The sequence below is a fragment of the Enterococcus sp. DA9 genome (assembly GCF_008000875.1).
In the GTDB taxonomy this organism is placed as follows: domain Bacteria; phylum Bacillota; class Bacilli; order Lactobacillales; family Enterococcaceae; genus Enterococcus_B; species Enterococcus_B lactis.
In genome coordinates, this window is sequence record NZ_CP042839.1 from 1,348,839 (window position 1) to 1,366,638 (window position 17,800).

Sequence of the window (17,800 nt, forward strand, 5' to 3'; positions counted from 1 at the left end):
TTTTTGAATTGGCTGGATTTATTACCGCAGATGCAAGCTTTTGAACACCGTTTGTTCGGAAAGAGGGACTGTGACAAGATTTTTGTCACAGTCCCTCTTCATTAAAAAAATGTTTACTTCATTTGACGTATATTATTGGTGAGGCTTCAATTCATTTGGCTTCACTTTTTCTGTTTCTCTAATAATATAAACAGGACGTTGTTTCGTTTCTAAGAAGATTTTTCCGATATATTTCCCGATGATTCCAAGACATAACAGTTGGATTCCTCCGATGAATAGGAAGATCGAGACCATGGAAGGCCATCCTGATGTAGGATCACCAAACAGCAATGCCCGCAAAATAATGAACAAGATCGCAATACCAGAACCGACACAAGACAAAGCGCCGATAAATGAAGCAATCGTCAATGGCGCATCGGAGAAGTTCACGATACCATCAATCGAGTAGTTGAACAATTTCCAGAAGGACCAAGATGTTTCACCAGCTACACGTTCGCGGTTTTCATAAGAAATATATTCTGTTTTGAATCCGACCCAACTGAATAATCCTTTTGAAAACCGGTTGTATTCTGTTAGTTCTAGGACAGCATCCACCATTTGTCGGGTCATCAAACGGAAATCACGAGCGCCATCGACCATTTCTGTATCGCTGATTTTATTGATCAACTGGTAGAATTTTTTCGCAAAGAAACTGCGGATTGCAGGCTCACCTTCACGAGTCGAACGCCGGGTGCCGACACAATCGATATCAGAAGTAGTGATTCGTTCAATCATCTCAGGAAGCAGTTCAGGCGGATCTTGCAAGTCAACATCCATAACAGTCACTAAATCTCCTGTAGAAGCTTGTAATCCTGCGTATAGAGCCGCTTCTTTCCCGAAATTTCTGGAAAATGAGACAAAGCGGACATAAGGATAAGCTGCAGCTAGCTTCTTGATTGCTGCTAACGTACCGTCTTTTGATCCATCGTCAATAAATAAATATTCGAACTCATGGGCACCTTTGAATTTTTCAACCTCATCAAAAAAAAGAGGAACCGTTTTTTCTTCATTGAAACATGGGACAACAATTGATACTTTCATCGTTTCTATCCTTTCAATCGTATGTTTATATATGGTTTACATTCAAAATTTAATAAACCTTAAATAACACCTTTTAAATTTGATTTTACGTAAAAGAACAGGTATTCTTTTGGTAAACTACCGTATTTAGTTTACCATGTTTCCTCGGTTTATCAAACTTTTAAGAACAATTTTTAGTAGTTGGCAAGTAGTTTCGGACAGAGAAAAAGGAGGAAGCTCCAGTCTGTTGGCCAGGAGCAAACAAAATGAAAATACACACACCTATCGGCTTTCTATGGTTAGATGCAGATGAATCCGGGTTGACTGCCGTATCTTTTCAGCCAATTTTGGAAAGCAAATCAGCGAATCAGCAAATTTTAACGCGCACACAAGAACAGTTTGAAGAATATTTTGCGGGAAAAAGAAAAGAATTTGAAGTTCCTTTATCTATAAAGAGAGGTACGCCTTTTCAGCAAAATGTCTGGAAAGCTTTGTCGACCATTCCTTATGGAGAAATCCGAACGTATAAAGAAGTAGCCGTTGCTGTCGATAGTCCGAAAGCTGTGCGAGCGATTGGACAGGCAAATCGAACCAATCCATTGCCAATCGTTATTCCTTGTCATCGAGTGATCGGGCAAAATGGAAAACTGACAGGATATATGGGAAACGCAACAGATGGAGTCGAAATCAAACGCCAATTGCTGCTATTAGAAGGGTATCTGCAAAATTAAAAAACAGTTGTGATTTGAACATTGTTCCATGCGAGAATCACAACTGTTTTTTCGTGTTTATTCTAAAGGTTGATCAGCCAAATAAATAGTAAAGCCATCACTGTTTGGAGAAGCCCGACAGCCAATCCGTAAGATAAGAAACGTGTACCTTCTTTCATGAATTTTGCAAAGTCTAAACGCAGCCCAATTGCCGCTAAAGCAGTGATCTCAAACCAGCTACTGATAAAATGTGCCGATTGGTCAATAACTACAGGTAAAGAAAACAAGCTGTTGACCAAACAAAAGATCACAAACCCTAATACATACCAAGGAAGCGGTAATTTTCGTTTTTTCTGCGTATCAGTCGGTGTTTCAAACAGAGCTGGTTGTTTCTTGTGCATGAATTTTTCAAACAAATAGACAACAACAACAAGCATCATGATACGTAGAATCTTAAACAACATGGCAAATTCGACAACAGAACTGTCAAGCAAACTTGCACCAGCGACTACTTGACCCACAGATTGGAGTGTACCACCCAAAAGTGCGCTTTTTTCAATGAGATTTCCGCCGAATAGCTGTAATCCAAGAAAAGGGAGGGTCAACATCATCACAGTACCTAGTAGATTGACCAGTGTGATGATCTGTCCTTTTTCTTCCTCTTTTGCATGGATGGAAGGGGCGATCGAAGCAATAGCAGAAGAACCACAAACAGCGTTTCCTCCAGCCATCATCAAAGAAGAAGTATCGCTGAATTGCAGTTTCTTACCAATCAAGTAAGCACCGATGATAGTGATTGACATCTGTAGTAACACAAAAACAATTCCTTTTACACCAATTTGAGCAATCGTTTGAGCGGTGACAGTTGCACCTAGTAAAAAAACAGAGAATTCCAATAGTTTGCTTTCAGCGAATTTTGTGCCGATTGCTAGAACAGGCTGTTTAAAAAAAGTATTTCCTAATAAAATACCCAATAAAATAGCAATAGTCGCTCCACCTAACTGTGGCAGATAAATAGCAAGAAGCCGGCTGACGGCAGCGATGGCAAAAGAAAGCAGTAACCCGGGCAAAATCTCGCGGACCGCTGAATCCTTTACAGATTTTATTGGATGTGACAATGATTTCATTTGATTGGTTCCTTTCGTCAATAAATACTAAAAGCATACTCGAACATAGTAGCACTAAACCAGTATTTTGACAAAAGAATAAGAGGCCGTGAAAAAAAGTCTTGTCACAACCTCTTGTTTCGAATAAACGGTGTTCCAAAGCCAGTTTCTCGGTATTAAGCTAAATTTATGCAAAAATGTGGAAAGCCATTTTCACAAAATTTTTCTTACTACTCGAAACTAGGCGGCTTTTTCACGACCTCTTGATAAACGGTGTTCCAGAAGTAGCTTCTTCGGAAATAAGCCGAAATGTTACAAAAATTTGAGAAGCAATTTTCGTAAATTCCTTCTTATTTCTTGAAGCTGAACACTTCTGTCACAGCCAATCGAATCAATTATGAAGGGATTTTTTTAGAAACAAATTTTCCATGTTTGCTATGTTCTTTAGTTAAGAAACGTACGTAATGAGCAAGCACGTAGAAGACAACTACACTTGCAAACAGACATTCCGCAATTTTTAAGAAATCTAATACGCTACTATAAATACCTAAACTGTTGAAGTAATGAACAGTGGTAAATAGAGCTGTTGCAGAGATAACAAGTGGGAATGTAAAGGCTGCGTAGCTTGGATAAAAACGAAGCTTGAACAAGCGTGGCAGCATAGACAGCACAACGAAATACAATACTTGAGATAAAACGAACAACGCTACGACAAGATAAAAGTTAGGTTCTGCAAAGTTTTTCAGGTAACCTGTCAGGCAAAGAGAACCAGGTGCTGCAACGATCGTAATCAGCGGACGTGTCGGATGAGCCATATTTCTTACGAAAAAGACGCGTTTGATGATGATTGGCAATAAGAACGCATAGCAGACCAATGAAATCCAAAAGAAGATTTTTCCAATAAGTGGGAAGAAGTTCCCAGCAGTTACAGTGATGACCCCAAACCCAACATAAATGATAAACCAGCTTGGATAAATTGCTTCAATAGAAAGATCAGCTTTGATGACATGGTGATAATTGAAATAAAAGACAAGTATCACTTGGAAAATAACTGCGCACAACCAAATGAATTTGACAATCGGTGCAATACTTTCATATGAAACAAAATAAGTACAAATAACCATGAGTGACATCGTAAAAGTTGGTGAAACGGAGGCGATGATCGGATCATGCAACGTTTGTTTCGTATGCTCAAATAAGATAAACAATTTAACAAAAATGAATATCATAAGAATCATTGAGATACCGCCAGTTAGATTGCCTAAAGCGACATGGTGATAGTCTTTAAACAGATTTCCAAGGGAAGCTAACCCAAGGATCAACCCGCAGATCGGGATCGGAATAATTTTCAAAAAGTTCTTCATATATATATTCTCCTTTTTATTTAATAGATTTTAGTACCAAGATGAACGAATACATTGTAAAATGAATAGGTCTGTATGATTACGAGCAAAGCAGACAGCTGATTATCTTGTCTGAGTTACTAGTTGGATCAGCAACTGTTTTGTTGTACATTTCTATTATAGATGGTTTTTTGTATATTTAAATCAAATAGTTTTTATAGTAATTATCATAAAAAGTTATGGAAGTGGTGCCATGTTTAAGTTATTAACGACTTTTCGAGCAGTATATGAAACAAGAAATTTTTCTAGAGCAGCAGAAGTACTGTTTTTATCTCAGCCAGCCGTCTCGAATCAAATCAAACAATTAGAGCGGGAGTTGAATATTGATCTTTTTCAGCGTAATGGCAGAAAAGAGATGCTTCCAACTAAGCAAGCCGATTTATTATACGAGCGGACGCTGGTTTTATTAGAAGAATGGGAAGAGACCCAGCAAAAATTGCTCAATGAACAAAATGAAGAAGAAGTATGTCGGATCGTTGCTTCCCACACATTTGCTGTCTATCTTTTGCCTCAGTTGATGAAACATCTGATCAAAAGGTTTCCTAAAGTGCATTTTGAGATCGAGATCGCGAATTCACATGAATCATTAGAACAAGTAGCGAAACATGAATCCGATTTTGGTTTTATCGAAAAGCCATTAGAGACTTCCGGCGTACAAAGGTACTCTTTGATGGAAGACCAGCTAGTCATTGCTGGGGACCCAAAAAGTAAATTGTGGCTTGTAAGAGAAGCAAATTCTGGCGTTTTTCATTACACACAACGTTATTTTGAAGAAATGAACATCCAAGATAAGAAAATGATCGTGAAAAGCAATGATGTGATCGTTGCGTTGCTGAAGGAAGGCATCGGACGCTCGATTTTATCTAAGCGCTCTGTGCCAGAAGACGTGCCAATGATTCCGTTGAATTTCCATCGGTATTTTTATTTCATCCAACGAACCAATCTAGTTTCTGATCAGCTGTTAGAGATTGCTGAAGAGATCCTTCGATACAATGAAAGCACAGAAACTTCTCACAGCGAGGAGAATCTCAGCTGAAAGATAATTGCATGTATCAAAAAAAGTTCTATGATACACTAAAGATAAGCAGTAGGCTTTTGCCTTTCGTTTGCTCAAGCAGCTGCACAAACGGAAAGTTAATTTTTCCCAAATGTCTGTGGAAAGACTTTCCATTATCTAACTGGACCGCTATAATAATCAGCAGTATGGTTTTTAAGAAAAGGGATGAAACATGGAAAAAAAATTAAAAGCTTCGAACGATAATCGTATTGATTATGGCGTGATTTTACCAGTCTTTCTGTTATGTTTGATTGGTCTGCTCTCATTATATGTAGCACTTAGCCATGATCCGAACAATCCAGCAGTCTTGAAAGGCGTAGGGATGCAAGTTGTCTGGTATTTAGTTGGGGCGGCAGCAATCGTCGTCATCATGCATTTGAATTCCAAATGGATTTGGAAACTGACTCCTTACCTTTATGGCTTGGGGTTAGTAGTAATGGGACTCTTACTTGAATTCTATGACAAGAATTTAGCCGATTCTACAGGTTCTAAAAACTGGTTCCGATTCGGTGCGTTCACTTTCCAGCCAGCAGAGCTAATGAAGATCGCGTATATCTTGATGATGGCGCTGATCGTGACCAAACATAATACGCAAGTAAAAGAGCGGACGATGAAATCGGACTTTTGGCTGATTGGGAAGCTCTTGATCGTGACGATACCGGTTTTAGCGTTGATCATGGCTCAAGATGACTTTGGAACGATGCTCGTCTTCCTTGCCATCTTCGGCGGGATATTCTTGATGTCTGGGATCTCTTGGCGCATCATCGCCCCTGTAGTGATCTTGGCAGTAGTCGTTGGTGCAGGAACGATTTTCTTAGTGACGACTGAAGGCGGAAGAGACTTGCTTTACAAAGTTGGTTTCAAATCTTATCAATTTGCACGTATTGATTCATGGCTGGATCCTTTCCATGATACGTCTGGGATGAGTTATCAGCCGGCACAAGGACTTTTGGCAATCGGCACCGGTGGCTTGTTTGGTAAAGGATTCAATGTAAGCAATATTTATGTGCCTGTTCGTGAGTCCGATATGATTTTTACCGTTATCGGTGAAAACTTCGGCTTTATCGGTGGTGCATTCGTCATTTTCTTGTATTTTATTTTGATTTATCGTATGATTCGGGTGTGTTTCGATACGAATAATGAATTTTACGCCTATATCGCAAGCGGTTTGATCATGATGCTGCTGTTCCATGTCTTTGAGAACATTGGAGCAAACATCGGATTACTTCCTTTAACAGGGATCCCATTGCCTTTCATTAGCCAAGGAGGATCTTCGATTTTAGGGAACATGATCGGTATCGGGTTGATATTATCGATGAGATACCAAAATGAAGCACCTGCAAGATCTTCAAGGAGGTAAGAAAATTGTACACCTTTTACTGGTACCCGAAATGTTCAACATGCAAAAAAGCCAAAGCGTGGTTAGACCAGCATGGCGTTAGTTATCAAACTGTTGATATGATCAAAGAAGTACCGAAGGCCTCAACGATTGAGACTTGGCTAGAAACGAGTCAAGTACCGATCCGTCGCCTGTTCAACACAAGCGGGATGAAATATCGGGAACTTGGACTGAAAGATCAAGTAGGCGAGTTTACGGCTTCAAAAGCAAGCCAAGTCTTATCGACAGATGGCATGCTGATCAAGCGTCCGCTGATCGTGCAAGAGGACCAGCTTGTTGCAATTGGATTCAATGAAAAAATTTATGAAGGAGAACTGATATAAAATGGCAGGCAAACATTTGAAGAAAAAGGACAACCTTTGGATCTTATTTAATGGAAAAGAATACTGTGTTGGTTTGACAAATGAAGCGCAAGAAGAACTCGGAGACATCACGTTTGCCAATCTGCCAAAAGCAGGACAATCGCTAAAGAAAGATGAACCTCTGATCGAAGTCGAAGCGGAAAAAGCGGTCAATGAATTTGCCAGCCCGCTAACGGGTACAGTTTCTTCTGTGAATGATAAAATCGGTGAAGATATCAATATCTTGAATGATTCAGATGAAATGAATGCGTGGATCTTAAGTTTCAAAGATGTTGATCCAAAAGAATTTGACGAATTATAAAATCAGAAAATCACTTGAAAAAAGTTGACACTGATTCTTCCAGTTGCTATAATCATAAACAATCCTATATGAAATGAGAAAGCTTTGAAAAGAAGAGTACATGTCACGGACGTTTGAAGAGAGCCCTGTTTGCTGAAAATGGGTAACGAAAATGAGATGGAAGATGGTCTTAGAGCAGAGTAAGCGAGCGTAAGCAAACTTACTACGGGAGTGCCCGTTACAGCGCGACAGTATACGGAAAGAAGCTAAGTCCAAGTACTGGAAGAGGCTGTTATTGCGAAGTAACAGTAAATCAAGGTGGTAACACGGAAGTTCAAGCTTTCGTCCTTTTGCTTAAGGCAAGAGGGCGAAGGCTTTTTTGTTTGAAAAATCATAAGAGAAAGATGTGAATGGCATGTCATTAATCCAACTAACGAATGTCAAAAAGACATTCAATGGGAAAAACGGAAACATCCAAGCCGTCAATGACGTTTCACTAAACGTTGAAAAAGGGGATATTTATGGAATCGTCGGTTATTCTGGCGCAGGAAAAAGTACATTAGTTCGACTCCTGAATGGACTTGAGCTTCCCACGAGCGGCGAAGTGATCGTAAACGATCAAGATATCACAAAATTAAAAAACAAAGAATTACGTACATTCCGAAAGAAAATCGGTATGATCTTCCAACATTTCAACCTGTTATGGTCAAGAACTGTACTTGAAAATATCCAGTTGCCGTTAGAATTAGCTGGTGTACCAAAGAGCAAACGCAAAGAACGAGCAGAAGAATTGTTGCGTTTAGTCGGGTTAGAAGGACGCGGACAAGCGTATCCTTCACAACTTTCCGGCGGACAGAAACAACGTGTCGGTATCGCACGAGCATTGGCAAATGATCCTGAGATCTTGCTTTGTGATGAGGCTACGAGTGCATTGGACCCGCAAACAACAGAAGAAGTATTAGACTTATTGTTAGCAATCAATAAGAAATTGAATTTGACCATCGTCTTGATCACACATGAAATGAATGTGATCCGCAAAATCTGCAACAAAGTCGCTGTGATGGAGTTGGGGAAAGTCGTAGAAGAAGGAGACGTATTGACTGTCTTCAGACAACCGAAAAAAGAAGTAACCAAACGTTTTGTACAACAAGACATCGAACCAGAAGCTGATTCGACAGAACTATTAGCTGAACTCATCAAAGAAAATCCAAGCGGCCGTTTGGCAACTTTGACCTTTAGCGAAAGAAATGCCAACGAACCAGTTATTTCCCAAGCGATTCGACGCTATAACATTGATGTCAACGTCGTATACGGGAAAATCAAACAAGTAAAAGAAGGTTCCTTTGGTTCATTGACTGTCTTGATGACAGGTGAAACCAAAGAATTAGATCAAGCAGAAGTGTTCATTAAAGAACAAGGAGTAGGAATTGAGGTGATCCATCGTGGATAAAAGCTTTTCAGAAACATATCTAGATTTTAAACAAATCAATCCGGAAACGATGAATCAGGCTATCCTTGATACACTATATATGACATTGATCTCAATGGTCTTAGTGACGATCATCGGATTAGTCTTGGGATTGATCCTTTACTCTATTGGGCGCAAAAACAAACCGTATGCTCGAATCATTTACGGGATCGTATCAATCATTAGTAATATTTTCCGATCAACACCATTTATGATCCTGATGGTTTTGATTATTCCATTTACTAAAGCAATCGTAGGCACTATGCTAGGTGCGCAAGCAGCCATTCCAGCTCTTGTTTTATCCGCGGCACCATTTTATGCCCGTCTAGTAGAGATTGCTTTTCGTGAAGTCAGCCCTGGCGTACTGGAAGCAGCAGATGCAATGGGGGCAAGTTACTGGGAAATCATCTGGAAGGTCTTGATACCTGAAAGTATTCCCGCGTTGATTTCTGGATTAACAGTTACAACGATCTCGATGATCGGATTTACTGCAATGGCCGGTGCGATCGGCGCAGGTGGACTTGGAGGTCTTGCTTGGCAGGAAGGCTACCAGCGTGGTAATCTGACAGTGACATTTGTTGCGACTTTAATTATTTTATTAATCGTATTTATCGTTCAAGGAATCGGTGATTTCTTAACTAAGAAAACAGACAAAAGATAATAGGACATAGGGGGATATAGGATATGAAAAAGAAGATTTTGGGATTTGCAGCAGCGCTTTTGCTGACTGTAGGATTAGCAGCATGCGGTAACAACAGAGACAGCAAAGATTCAGCAAATAAAGCAGACGACACGACATTGAAAGTCGGCGCTTCACCGACACCGCACGCAGAGATTTTGGAACATGTGAAACCATTATTGAAAGATGAAGGAATCGATCTTGAAATCGTCAAATTCGATGACTACGTTTTACCGAACCAATCTTTGGAAGAAGGCGACATCGATGCCAATTACTTCCAGCATATTCCTTATTTGAACAAAGAAATCAAAGAAAAAGGGTATGACTTTGTCAATGCCGGTGCTGTCCACATCGAACCAATGGGCTTGTACTCTAAAAAAGTCAAAGATGTTTCTGAACTAAAAGATGGTGCAACGATCATCACTTCGAATTCTGAATCAGACTGGGGACGCATCATCACGATTTTACAAGATGCTGGGCTAGTCAAAGTCAAAGATGGAGTAGATCTGGAAACAGCAACATTCGATGATATTGCAGAAAACCCTAAGAACTTGAAGTTCAACCATACGATCGACCCATCACTTTTAGCTTCTACGTACCAAAATGATGAAGGTGACCTAGTCGCAATCAATGCAAACTTCGCTTATGGCGCAGGATTGAATCCATTAGAAGATGCCGTATTACTTGAAAAAGACAACTCTCCTTACGTGAATATCATTGCGACTCGCAAAGGTGATGAAGACAGTGACAAAATCAAAAAACTGATTGAAGTGCTTCACCGTAAAGAAGTCCAAGAATGGATCACAGACAAATGGGGCGGCTCTGTTAAACCAGTAAAGGCTGATGCAAAATAAGGAATGAAACAAAAAAGATGAGAAATAAGTCTGTAACGGCTTATTCCTCATCTTTTTTATACCTATTCTAATTTAGAAATCAAAATTGTTTAATAATCAATAAAAGATATTTGATTTTAGTAAGGAAGATCATTGCGCTTCATTCTCAATTAGTCTAAAATGAGTGAGAACGAAAGAGAATTTGGGGGTATAATGCATGTCTGTCTTAGAAATAAAAAATCTACATGTGTCGATCGAGGAAAAAGAAATCCTTAAAGGCGTAAACCTAACAATGAAAACCGGAGAAATTCACGCCATCATGGGACCTAACGGCACAGGAAAATCAACCTTATCTGCCGCTATCATGGGCAATCCAAACTATGAAGTAACAGAAGGCGAAATCTTGTTTGACGGAAAAAATGTTTTAGACTTGGAAGTAGATGAACGTGCACGACTTGGCTTGTTTTTAGCTATGCAATATCCAAGTGAGATACCAGGTATCACGAATGCGGAATTCATGCGTGCAGCAATCAATGCGAAACGTGATGAAAACGACAAGATCTCTGTTATGGCATTTTTGAAAAAGTTAGATGAAAAAATGGCTTTATTGAATATGCCAGAAGAAATGGCTGAACGTTATCTGAACGAAGGTTTTTCTGGCGGGGAAAAGAAACGGAATGAGATCCTACAATTGTTGATGTTAGAACCAACATTTGCGATTTTAGACGAAATCGACTCGGGTCTGGATATCGATGCTTTGAAAGTCGTTGCTAAAGGAGTAAATGAAATGCGCGGAGACAATTTCGGTGCATTGATCATCACCCACTATCAACGATTATTGAACTATATCACGCCTGACGTCGTCCACATCATGATGGAAGGTCGAGTAGTCATGACAGGAAATGCTGACTTAGCTAAACGCCTGGAAGCAGAAGGCTACGCTGGAATCAGTAAAGAATTAGGAATCGACTATAAAGAAGAAGAAGCGTAAGGGGGAGCAAGAATGAAAGAAAAAAACTGGCTCGATTATCTTAACGCGGTAAATGATTTTTCTTTAAGTAAAGGCGAACCTGATTGGATGAGAACCTTCCGTCAAGACGCACTAGCGAAAGCAGATGAACTGCCATTGCCGCATATCGATCGGGTGAAATTCCATCGCTGGTCGTTATTCGATGTGAAAGAAACACAAACTATCAGTGAAACAGGCACGATTCCGGCATTTGATGCAATGAAAGATAATCCTGTACTTGTCCAACAAGGTTCATGGACGATTTTTGAACAACTGCCTGTGGAATTAGCAGAAAAGGGAGTCATTTTTACCGATTTGTTCACTGCAATGATCGAATACCCAGAACTAGTCCAAGAATATTATATGAAAAAAGCAGTAAACATGGACGAAGACCAATTGACTGCACTCCATGCAGCTTTTATGAACAGCGGTATTTTCCTGTATGTGCCTAAAAATGTCGTGATCGATGAACCACTAGAGTCCTTATTCATTCAAGATGGCGCATCTGATGAGCACTTCTTCAAGCATGTGTTGATCGTGGCAGATGAACATAGTGAATTTTCTTATCTGGAACGTTTCCAGACAACCAAAGAACAAATAGCAAAATCATCAGGTAATATCATCGTGGAAGTCATCGCTAAAGCTGGTTCAAAAATCAAATATTCAGCTGTAGATCAATTAGGAGAGAATATTACTTCTTATATGAATCGCCGTGGGCACATTTTACGAGATGCTTCTGTCGACTGGGCAATTGGTGTCATGAATGACGGTCATGTGATCGCTGACTTTGATTCAGATTTAGCAGGAGAAGGTGCACACGCAGAAGTCAAAATCGTGGCAATCAGCTCGGGCAGACAAATCCAAGGAATCGATACACGAGTAACCAATAAAGCCCCTCATACGATCGGGCATATTTTGCAACACGGAGTGATCCGAGAAAAAGGAACATTGACCTTTAACGGTATCGGCCACATCCTGAAAGGGGCAAAAGGTGCAGATGCCCAACAAGAAAGCCGTGTCTTGATGCTTTCTGACAAAGCACGCGGTGACGCGAATCCTATTCTTTTGATCGATGAAAACGAAGTAACTGCTGGGCATGCTGCCAGTGTAGGACGAGTTGATCCAGAAGAAATGTACTATCTGATGAGTCGAGGATTGCATAAAGAAGAAGCAGAGCGCTTAGTGATTCGAGGATTCCTCGGTTCTGTCTTAACAGCAATCCCTGTAGAACAAGTTCGGAAAGAATTAGTCGAAGTAATCGAAGGGAAGTTGAATGGATGATCGATGCTAAAAAGCTACGCAATGATTTTCCTATTTTATTTCAAGACGTCAATGATGAACCTTTCGTTTATCTGGATAATGCAGCGACGACCCAAAAGCCAAAACAAGTGCTCCAGTCATTAGCGCACTATTACGAACACGATAACGCCAATGTTCATCGCGGTGTCCATACGTTAGCAGAACGCGCGACCCATGAGTATGAACAAGCAAGAGAAAAAGTACGAGCGTTCATCCATGCAGAAGAAACAGCAGAAGTTCTATTTACTCGTGGTACGACGACAAGCTTGAATTGGGTAGCCAGAAGCTTCGGCGACCGCTATATCAAAGCAGGAGACGAGATAGTGATCTCTTACATGGAACATCATTCTAATATTATCCCATGGCAGCAGTTGGCAAAACGAACAGGTGCCGTCCTGAAATATATCGATCTAACAGAAGAAGGCTTCCTGGATATGGAGGATGCAGCAAAAAAGATCACGAACAAAACCAAAATCGTCTCCATTGCTCATGTATCCAATGTCTTAGGTGTCATCAATCCTGTTCAAGAATTAGCTGAACTTGTCCATGAAAACGGCGGGGTCATCGTAGTAGATGGTGCACAGTCTGCCCCGCACATGACCATTGATGTTCAAGCACTAGACTGTGATTTCTTTGCTTTCAGCGGACACAAAATGTGCGGACCAACAGGTATCGGTGTTTTATATGGTAAACGAAAATGGTTAGAAGAAATGGAACCTGTTGAATTTGGTGGCGAAATGATCGATTTTGTCGAATTATACGACAGTACATGGAAAGAACTACCTTGGAAATTCGAAGCAGGGACACCAAATATCGCTGGCGCTATCGCATTCGGCCATGCAATCGATTATTTGCAAGAACTCGGCATGGACAATATCCATCGATATGAAGAAGAACTAGCCGCTTATGCGTTGCCAAAATTACAAGCAATCGATGGATTGACTGTTTATGGTCCGCAAGACCCGAATTTTCGGACAGGAGTCGTTGCGTTCAATTTGGATGGGTTACATCCACATGATGTCGCGACAGCTTTAGACATGGAAGGGGTAGCCGTTAGAGCAGGTCATCATTGTGCGCAACCGCTATTGAAGTACCTTGAAGTATCAGCGACTGCTCGCGCCAGCTTTTATTTCTACAACACGACGCACGATGCCGACCGTTTAGTTGAAGCAATCATGGCAACAAAGGAGTTTTTCCAACATGGGACTATCTAAATTAGACAATTTATACCGTCAAGTGATCTTGGATCATTCTTCCCATCCGCATCATCGTGGAAGCTTGAACGACTCGACAAGCAAGATCGAATTGAACAACCCCACATGTGGAGATGTGATCGAATTGCAAGTCGATGTAAAAGACGGAATCATCAAAAATATCGCCTTTGACGGCAGCGGCTGCTCCATCAGTACGGCAAGTGCCTCGATGATGACAGATGCCGTCATTGGAAAATCAATAGAAGAAGCAGAACATTTAACTGTAGACTTTCTACAGCTTGTCCAAGGAAAAGAAGTCCAAGATCCCGACCAATTAGGCGATGCTGCTATGCTTGGTGGTGTAGCTAAATTTCCCGCTCGGATCAAATGTGCGACACTTGCTTGGAAAGCACTAGGAAAAGCAATGGAAAACGATGGTACCGCAGCTTTCCATCATTACCACAAGAAAGAGGAGTGAGAACATGGGCGTACCAGAATTAGAAGAATATAAATTCGGGTTTCACGATGATGTCGAACCGGTTTTCAGTACAGGAGAAGGCTTGACAGAAGAAGTGATCCGTGAGATGTCAAGAATCAAAGGCGAACCAGAATGGATGCTTGAATTCCGTCTGAAATCTCTAGAAACATTCAATAAAATGCCAATGCAAACATGGGGACCCGACCTTTCAGACATCGATTTCGATGCCATCAAATATTACCAAAAACCAAGTGACAAACCCGCTCGTGACTGGGAAGACGTACCAGAAAAAATCAAAGATACATTTGAGAAGATCGGTATCCCAGAAGCAGAACGAGCTTATCTAGCCGGTGCTTCCGCACAATATGAATCAGAAGTCGTGTACCATAATATGAAAGATGAATTCGAAAAATTAGGAATCGTCTTTACTGACACTGACTCTGCTTTGAAAGAATACCCTGAATTATTCAAAGAGTACTTTTCAAAACTTGTACCGCCAACCGACAACAAATTAGCGGCGCTGAATTCAGCCGTATGGTCAGGCGGGACCTTTATTTACGTGCCAAAAGGCGTCAAAGTCGATGTCCCATTACAAACGTACTTCCGGATCAATGCGGAAAACACGGGGCAATTCGAACGTACGCTGATCATCGTTGACGAAGGAGCAAGCATCCACTATGTCGAAGGCTGTACGGCACCTACTTATTCAAGTAATAGTTTGCATGCCGCCATCGTAGAAATCTTTACAAGAAAAGATGCGTATTGCCGTTACACCACGATCCAAAACTGGTCAGACAATGTGTACAACTTAGTAACCAAACGAGCAAAAGCATACGAAGGCGCAACCGTTGAATGGATCGACGGAAACCTAGGTGCAAAAACAACGATGAAATACCCAAGTGTTTACTTAGATGGAAAAGGTGCACGAGGCACCATGCTCTCTATCGCCTTTGCAGGAGCAAACCAAATCCAAGATACGGGTGCAAAAATGATCCACAACGCACCAAACACTTCTAGTTCTATCGTCTCTAAATCAATTTCAAAAGACGGCGGCGAAGTAAACTATCGAGGACAAGTAACCTTTGCCAAAAACAGTGCGGGTTCGATCTCTCATATCGAATGTGACACGATCATCATGGACGAATGGTCGAAATCCGATACGATCCCATTCAATGAGATCCACAACAGCCAAGTCTCTTTAGAACACGAAGCCAAAGTCTCAAAAATCTCAGAAGAACAACTCTACTATCTGATGAGCCGAGGCCTGACCGAATCTGAAGCAACTGAAATGATCGTCATGGGCTTTGTTGAACCATTCACCAAAGAACTTCCAATGGAATATGCAGTCGAACTCAACCGATTGATCAGTTATGAGATGGAAGGGTCTGTTGGATAACAACTAATTAATTGATCGAAACGTTTATATTAAAGCGTTTCGATCATTTTTTTATTTATCAGTATATTAACTTAAAACAAACGACCGTCCAGAAATAATGAACTGAACAGCTAATATTATCCATTTGTCTGATGAATCTAAAGACTTGAATGTTTACTACTAGATTGTTCAAATCCTAGTAGTAGCTCAAGCAACATTTTTTAGTCACTACTTTGAGTGCGAACGACAATAATAAAATGTATGAAAGGGAATGGGGATAATTTTCTTCCCTTTTTACTAAATACATTCTTTTCCGTTATTAGAGAGGACTGAGCACTCAATATAATCCTATTCGTTGATTATGATGCCAAACAAACTTGCGAAGGCTGAGCTTGCTAGTGAGTAACCTTTTTAGAAATGGAGCGAGATAAATTCACTTCTTCCATTTGTTCGAACTAATTGGGCCGTCGGTAATGAGTATCACGATTAGAATAAACGATTGGATTCACTTTGACTTGGCGGGTAGCGAGTCTAGCACTTAACATATTATTTACTGATCCTGCATTAAGCTTGAATTTAATGGACTAACTAATGATAGCAATATCGTGATAATCAACAAGTAGTAATAAATGAATTTTCTCTGCGGAAATTCTAAACTCAAAATTATCTGTCAGCCAATTTCAGTTGGCTTTTTTCTTCTTATTTGGAGATAAAGAATTTTTCAACATATCCTCTTTATAATTTTTTGGTTAATTTTTCCGTATTTTTCCAAAGTTTTCTAGCCTTGGTTGCTGCTATTTCTTCACACCATTGCGTCAGGTATCACTATTTGGATTTGGAACTGTACTCCCAGAATTAATGGGTACCTTTAATTTGATTTTTTATCAAACGCCGGAAGATGCTGTCTTTAAAGCCCTTGGGGTAGAATAGACAACTTTTTATTAAGCTAATATCTTCAGAAAATTAATCAATGAACTTAACTTCATAGTTTAAACAGAAAAAATTAATTGCTTAAATAACTTTTCCATTTGCTGGTTTGACCACGTACCAATCTATATTACTTACTAGATTAGTCGTTAATCTATTCGGATCGAATGGGCAAAATATTTTTGTGTATGTTCGTCCTTGATTATGATTCCAAAAAGAATCATTGGGAGGCTGTGGCGTAAATATTATACTATAAGCCAGAAATACCTATATTTAGTTATTTCTGGATTTTTTGATAGAAAAATAACAGAAGAATAATACAAATAGCCTAATACTAGAATAGTTAGTCATTTTTTTTACCTATCATTCTGAACTTTTTTATTTAGGAACTTTCATCTCAAAGCTTTTTCAATTAATTTGTACCCCTGTTTTTTTTGATAAGATCATGTGCATTGTTCTATCTCTACGTTCATCTCCTACTTAATGCCTATCTGGCTCCTGAGGGCTTCTTTTTAAGGCGTCGTCATAGTCTTGGCTGAGGATTTCTTGGTAATCTGAGGGAATGGCTTCCCAAGAGAGCAGGCGAACGTTCATGACGTGTTTTCCTTTGTGTTTGATTACAGCATGATTCTTACCTTTTTCTACCTCTCCAGCGTGAAAAGAGAGCCATGTACCATGACCAAAGATATCATTACATACCCAATGTTCGATGGAATTTTCCACGTATCCTACAGGGAGTGTGGTATAGCCGATTTGTGGTTTCAAAAAAGGATTGAATCGATCAACCGTTTCATTTTTGTATTGATAATTGATAAGAAAAAGATAGACCAAAAAAAAGACGAGAAGAAAGAAAGATAGTGCCTTTTTGAGTGATAATGGTGGTTTTGATGAATAAGATTTCTTGTTAACAAGAGGTTCGTCTGGCAATGTTGGTTCTATTGATTCGGTAGCTGATTCAATAGAAGGAAAATCAATCGGCAGACCTAAAGTCTGATGTAAAAGTGACAGCATTTCAAGATCTGGCATTGTACGAGAATTTTCCCAACTAGAAATCGTTTTATCGGAAACACCAATTTTTTCGCCTAATTCTTTTTGCGTAAGGTTACAATTTCTGCGGTAAGTTCGTATTTTTTCTCCGATGTTCATCTTCTTCTCCTTTCGAT

Annotated in this window: 17 protein-coding genes and 1 other annotated feature; of the genes, 13 read left to right on the forward strand and 4 right to left on the reverse strand. The window is 40.0% G+C overall.

The window, feature by feature from the left end:
* Positions 1-132: 132 nt before the first annotated feature.
* Positions 133-1,080: a glycosyltransferase family 2 protein gene (locus FTX43_RS07345; protein WP_002340968.1), complete on the reverse strand. Its 948-nt coding sequence runs from the start codon at positions 1,078-1,080 to the stop codon at positions 133-135.
* Positions 1,081-1,325: 245 nt separating this feature from the next.
* Here FTX43_RS07345 and FTX43_RS07350 point away from each other — a divergent pair, with 245 nt between their 5' ends.
* A complete protein-coding gene (locus tag FTX43_RS07350) occupies positions 1,326-1,790 on the forward strand; it encodes a methylated-DNA--[protein]-cysteine S-methyltransferase (protein ID WP_104867144.1) in 465 nt (154 codons plus the stop codon).
* Between the two features lie 62 nt (positions 1,791-1,852).
* Here FTX43_RS07350 and FTX43_RS07355 read toward each other — a convergent pair whose 3' ends face one another.
* Together FTX43_RS07355 and FTX43_RS07360 are read right to left on the reverse strand one after the other, a co-directional pair.
* Complete coding sequence (locus FTX43_RS07355; RefSeq protein ID WP_002340967.1) at positions 1,853-2,896, reverse strand: YeiH family protein; 1,044 nt, start codon at positions 2,894-2,896, stop codon at positions 1,853-1,855.
* 374 nt (positions 2,897-3,270) lie between these two features.
* Positions 3,271-4,239 carry a TDT family transporter gene (locus tag FTX43_RS07360; RefSeq protein ID WP_002344550.1) on the reverse strand — a complete coding sequence of 323 codons (969 nt, stop codon included), beginning with the start codon at positions 4,237-4,239 and terminating at the stop codon, positions 3,271-3,273.
* A gap of 232 nt (positions 4,240-4,471) precedes the next feature.
* Here FTX43_RS07360 and FTX43_RS07365 point away from each other — a divergent pair, with 232 nt between their 5' ends.
* The 12 genes from FTX43_RS07365 (at position 4,472) to sufB (ending at position 15,731) form a co-directional block, all read left to right on the forward strand.
* A complete protein-coding gene (locus FTX43_RS07365) occupies positions 4,472-5,314 on the forward strand; it encodes a LysR family transcriptional regulator (protein WP_002375016.1) in 843 nt (280 codons plus the stop codon).
* Positions 5,315-5,507: 193 nt separating this feature from the next.
* The gene (locus FTX43_RS07375) at positions 5,508-6,695 is read left to right on the forward strand and encodes an FtsW/RodA/SpoVE family cell cycle protein (protein ID WP_002312069.1); all 1,188 of its coding nucleotides are present in this window, start codon (positions 5,508-5,510) and stop codon (positions 6,693-6,695) included.
* A 5-nt stretch (positions 6,696-6,700) separates the two neighbouring features.
* A complete protein-coding gene (locus FTX43_RS07380; RefSeq protein ID WP_002308244.1) occupies positions 6,701-7,057 on the forward strand; it encodes an arsenate reductase family protein in 357 nt (118 codons plus the stop codon).
* Between the two features lies 1 nt (position 7,058).
* Positions 7,059-7,397, forward strand: coding sequence for a glycine cleavage system protein H (locus FTX43_RS07385; protein ID WP_002291179.1), 339 nt, complete (start codon positions 7,059-7,061; stop codon positions 7,395-7,397).
* A 75-nt stretch (positions 7,398-7,472) separates the two neighbouring features.
* Positions 7,473-7,729 (forward strand) — a binding site (T-box leader).
* Positions 7,730-7,791: 62 nt separating this feature from the next.
* Positions 7,792-8,826 (forward strand): methionine ABC transporter ATP-binding protein, encoded by a 1,035-nt coding sequence (locus FTX43_RS07390; protein ID WP_002304234.1) that lies wholly within the window; start codon positions 7,792-7,794, stop codon positions 8,824-8,826.
* Positions 8,819-9,505: a methionine ABC transporter permease gene (locus FTX43_RS07395; protein ID WP_002287674.1), complete on the forward strand. Its 687-nt coding sequence runs from the start codon at positions 8,819-8,821 to the stop codon at positions 9,503-9,505. Before FTX43_RS07390 ends, FTX43_RS07395 begins: the two co-directional genes overlap by 8 nt.
* A gap of 23 nt (positions 9,506-9,528) precedes the next feature.
* Complete coding sequence (locus tag FTX43_RS07400) at positions 9,529-10,377, forward strand: MetQ/NlpA family ABC transporter substrate-binding protein (RefSeq protein ID WP_104867145.1); 849 nt, start codon at positions 9,529-9,531, stop codon at positions 10,375-10,377.
* Between the two features lie 196 nt (positions 10,378-10,573).
* Positions 10,574-11,347, forward strand: a complete 774-nt coding sequence (gene sufC / locus FTX43_RS07405) for a Fe-S cluster assembly ATPase SufC (RefSeq protein ID WP_002287679.1) — start codon at positions 10,574-10,576, stop codon at positions 11,345-11,347.
* 12 nt (positions 11,348-11,359) lie between these two features.
* Positions 11,360-12,646 carry a Fe-S cluster assembly protein SufD gene (sufD, locus tag FTX43_RS07410; RefSeq protein ID WP_070770453.1) on the forward strand — a complete coding sequence of 429 codons (1,287 nt, stop codon included), beginning with the start codon at positions 11,360-11,362 and terminating at the stop codon, positions 12,644-12,646.
* Positions 12,643-13,878, forward strand: a complete 1,236-nt coding sequence (locus FTX43_RS07415; protein WP_104867147.1) for a cysteine desulfurase — start codon at positions 12,643-12,645, stop codon at positions 13,876-13,878. The genes sufD and FTX43_RS07415 overlap by 4 nt, the downstream gene beginning before the upstream one ends.
* On the forward strand, positions 13,865-14,335 hold the full coding sequence (gene sufU, locus FTX43_RS07420; RefSeq protein ID WP_104867148.1) for a Fe-S cluster assembly sulfur transfer protein SufU: 471 nt from the start codon (positions 13,865-13,867) through the stop codon (positions 14,333-14,335). The genes FTX43_RS07415 and sufU overlap by 14 nt, the downstream gene beginning before the upstream one ends.
* Positions 14,336-14,339: 4 nt before the next feature.
* On the forward strand, positions 14,340-15,731 hold the full coding sequence (gene sufB, locus FTX43_RS07425) for a Fe-S cluster assembly protein SufB (protein WP_002287686.1): 1,392 nt from the start codon (positions 14,340-14,342) through the stop codon (positions 15,729-15,731).
* 1,386 nt (positions 15,732-17,117) lie between these two features.
* Here the strand turns inward: sufB and FTX43_RS07435 are convergent.
* On the reverse strand, positions 17,118-17,783 hold the full coding sequence (locus tag FTX43_RS07435; RefSeq protein ID WP_002326331.1) for a helix-turn-helix domain-containing protein: 666 nt from the start codon (positions 17,781-17,783) through the stop codon (positions 17,118-17,120).
* Positions 17,784-17,800 lie beyond the last annotated feature (17 nt).

What these genes read in the sequence shown, in the direction of transcription:
- sufD (WP_070770453.1), top strand. Translation starts at nt 11,360, where the DNA reads ATGAAAGAAAAAAACTGGCTCGATTATCTTAACGCGGTAAATGATTTT.
- FTX43_RS07435 (WP_002326331.1), bottom strand. Translation starts at nt 17,783, where the DNA reads ATGAACATCGGAGAAAAAATACGAACTTACCGCAGAAATTGTAACCTT.
- FTX43_RS07355 (WP_002340967.1), bottom strand. Translation starts at nt 2,896, where the DNA reads ATGAAATCATTGTCACATCCAATAAAATCTGTAAAGGATTCAGCGGTC.
- FTX43_RS07350 (WP_104867144.1), top strand. Translation starts at nt 1,326, where the DNA reads ATGAAAATACACACACCTATCGGCTTTCTATGGTTAGATGCAGATGAA.
- sufU (WP_104867148.1), top strand. Translation starts at nt 13,865, where the DNA reads ATGGGACTATCTAAATTAGACAATTTATACCGTCAAGTGATCTTGGAT.
- FTX43_RS07385 (WP_002291179.1), top strand. Translation starts at nt 7,059, where the DNA reads ATGGCAGGCAAACATTTGAAGAAAAAGGACAACCTTTGGATCTTATTT.
- FTX43_RS07365 (WP_002375016.1), top strand. Translation starts at nt 4,472, where the DNA reads ATGTTTAAGTTATTAACGACTTTTCGAGCAGTATATGAAACAAGAAAT.
- sufB (WP_002287686.1), top strand. Translation starts at nt 14,340, where the DNA reads ATGGGCGTACCAGAATTAGAAGAATATAAATTCGGGTTTCACGATGAT.
- FTX43_RS07400 (WP_104867145.1), top strand. Translation starts at nt 9,529, where the DNA reads ATGAAAAAGAAGATTTTGGGATTTGCAGCAGCGCTTTTGCTGACTGTA.
- FTX43_RS07360 (WP_002344550.1), bottom strand. Translation starts at nt 4,239, where the DNA reads ATGAAGAACTTTTTGAAAATTATTCCGATCCCGATCTGCGGGTTGATC.
- FTX43_RS07390 (WP_002304234.1), top strand. Translation starts at nt 7,792, where the DNA reads ATGTCATTAATCCAACTAACGAATGTCAAAAAGACATTCAATGGGAAA.
- FTX43_RS07375 (WP_002312069.1), top strand. Translation starts at nt 5,508, where the DNA reads ATGGAAAAAAAATTAAAAGCTTCGAACGATAATCGTATTGATTATGGC.
- FTX43_RS07345 (WP_002340968.1), bottom strand. Translation starts at nt 1,080, where the DNA reads ATGAAAGTATCAATTGTTGTCCCATGTTTCAATGAAGAAAAAACGGTT.
- sufC (WP_002287679.1), top strand. Translation starts at nt 10,574, where the DNA reads ATGTCTGTCTTAGAAATAAAAAATCTACATGTGTCGATCGAGGAAAAA.
- FTX43_RS07415 (WP_104867147.1), top strand. Translation starts at nt 12,643, where the DNA reads ATGATCGATGCTAAAAAGCTACGCAATGATTTTCCTATTTTATTTCAA.